Here is a 1,700-nt window from a genome sequence, read left to right as displayed (position 1 = left end):
GGATCTCCAGCTGCGGGCGGCATGGGTCCTCCGCGGCGTGCCATGCCGTGCCGCTCACGACCGCGAAGAGTGGCGGGAGGAAGCGCCCAGCGCTCTCCGTCGCCTCCGGGGGGGTAAGGAGCGCAGCCGCGGAGCTCGCCGGCCCGTGGCACGCCATTCCCGGCCCTTCTGCGCCGAACGGGCTCCGGCGTGCCGGGGGGCCTTCCACGCGAAAGCCCCCGCCCCGGAGAGGTTCCGGGGCGGGGGCTTCGTTAATCCTGCGAGACGCTATACCTGCCGGAGCGCGACGCCGGGTCAGCCGCGGATCAGGTGCAGGCGGTGGTGGTCGGCTTGGCGTCCGTCGCCGCGCCGGCCTTGCTCTGCGTGATGTACATCGCCACCACGCCCGCGTCGGTGCCCTTCGCGGTCGGAGTCGCCTTCGCGCACATCTTGGTGGCGTCGCCCGAGACGATCTCGAAGGTGAAGTACGTCGCGTTCGGGTCCTCGAAGCCGGTCAGGTTGCCGATGGCGGCCACGTAGCTGTCGTTCTTCTGGAAGTAGCTCTGCTGCAGCGTGGCGATCTGCTTCAGCGTCGGCTCGGCCTCGGACTGCTTGGCGCTGCGGGAGACGTTGGCGAACTTCGGAATGGCGATGGCGGCCAGGATGCCGATGATCACGACCACGATCATGAGCTCGATCAGGGTGAAGCCGTCGCGGTTGCGGAGGTTGCGCATGGTGGTGCTCCAGAGTGGGAAGAGTGGGTTGGGTCCTGCAGCACTCCATCGTGCTGTCGGGCCCCTCTATGGCAACGCGCACGCCATGCGCGGCGCGAAATGCAAGTGGTTGCAGCGGAGTGGTTTACGTGCAGGCGGTGCGGCCGGAGGCCGGTTTGGCGCGCGCCATCTTGCAAGGTTTCTTGCACGCTGCAATGCGCGGCGTGGCGCGCCGGGCTCCTTGCGTGCGCCGCGCCCGTTCTCTATATGGAGCGCGGCCCGCCACCCTGCGCGGGCCAGCGACCCAGCCACTCTGGAGCACACGCGTGAGCGACGCGAACATCACGGACATCACCGTCATCGGCGGCGGGCCCACGGGGCTGTACGCCGCTTTCTACGCAGGGCTGCGCGCGATCTCGTGCCGCATCGTGGACGCGCTTCCGCAGCTCGGCGGGCAGCTCATGGCGCTCTACCCGGAGAAGTACATCTTCGACGTGGGCGGGCTGCCCAAGATCCTGGCCAAGGACCTGGCCAACAACATGATCGAGCAGGGCACGCAGTTCGGCCCCGAGGTGGTGCTGGGCGCCGAGGTGCAGCAGATGGTGCGCGAGGACGGCCACTTCCGGCTGGTGACGCCGCGCGGCGACTTCCTCACCCGCACCGTGTGCGTGACGGCCGGGAAGGGCGCCCTCAACCCGCGCGTCCTGGAGTGCCCGGGGTGGGACGACCACTACGGCGTGGAGGGCGGCGGCGCCCACACGCACGTCCGCCAGATCGAGGACTTCCGCGACCGCCGCGTCCTCATCGTGGGCGGCGGCGACTCCGCGGTGGACTGGGTCCTGGGGCTGCGCGGGGTGGCGCGCTCCGTCACCCTCATCCACCGCCGCCCCGAGTTCCGCGCGCACAAGAGCAGCGTGCTGGAGATGCAGGCCCTGGCCGAGAAGGGAGAGGTGCAGATCCTCACTCCCTACGAGGTGCGGCACATGGAAGGCGTGAACGGGTGCGTGG

Annotated in this window: 2 protein-coding genes; one reads left to right on the top strand and one right to left on the bottom strand. The window is 69.8% G+C overall.

All coding sequences use genetic code 11. The annotated features are described in order from the left end of the window. Nucleotides 1–305: 305 nt before the first annotated feature. Nucleotides 306–713 carry a type IV pilin protein gene (locus VF665_RS11005; protein ID WP_331053479.1) on the bottom strand — a complete coding sequence of 136 codons (408 nt, stop codon included), beginning with the start codon at nt 711–713 and terminating at the stop codon, nt 306–308. Nucleotides 714–1,018: 305 nt separating this feature from the next. On the opposite strand from VF665_RS11005, the gene VF665_RS11000 reads away from it, so the two are divergent. Next, nucleotides 1,019–1,700: NAD(P)/FAD-dependent oxidoreductase (locus tag VF665_RS11000; RefSeq protein ID WP_331053478.1), on the top strand; the 682-nt coding region annotated here is incomplete at its 3' end.

The organism is Longimicrobium sp., assembly GCF_036387355.1.
Taxonomy (GTDB): Bacteria; Gemmatimonadota; Gemmatimonadetes; order Longimicrobiales; family Longimicrobiaceae; genus Longimicrobium.
The sequence above is the reverse complement of the archived record's forward strand: the minus strand, read 5'-3'. Positions and strand labels throughout refer to the sequence as shown.

Coding starts and splice junctions, on each gene's coding strand:
- VF665_RS11005 (WP_331053479.1), bottom strand. CDS start 713: ATGCGCAACCTCCGCAACCGCGACGGCTTCACCCTGATCGAGCTCATG.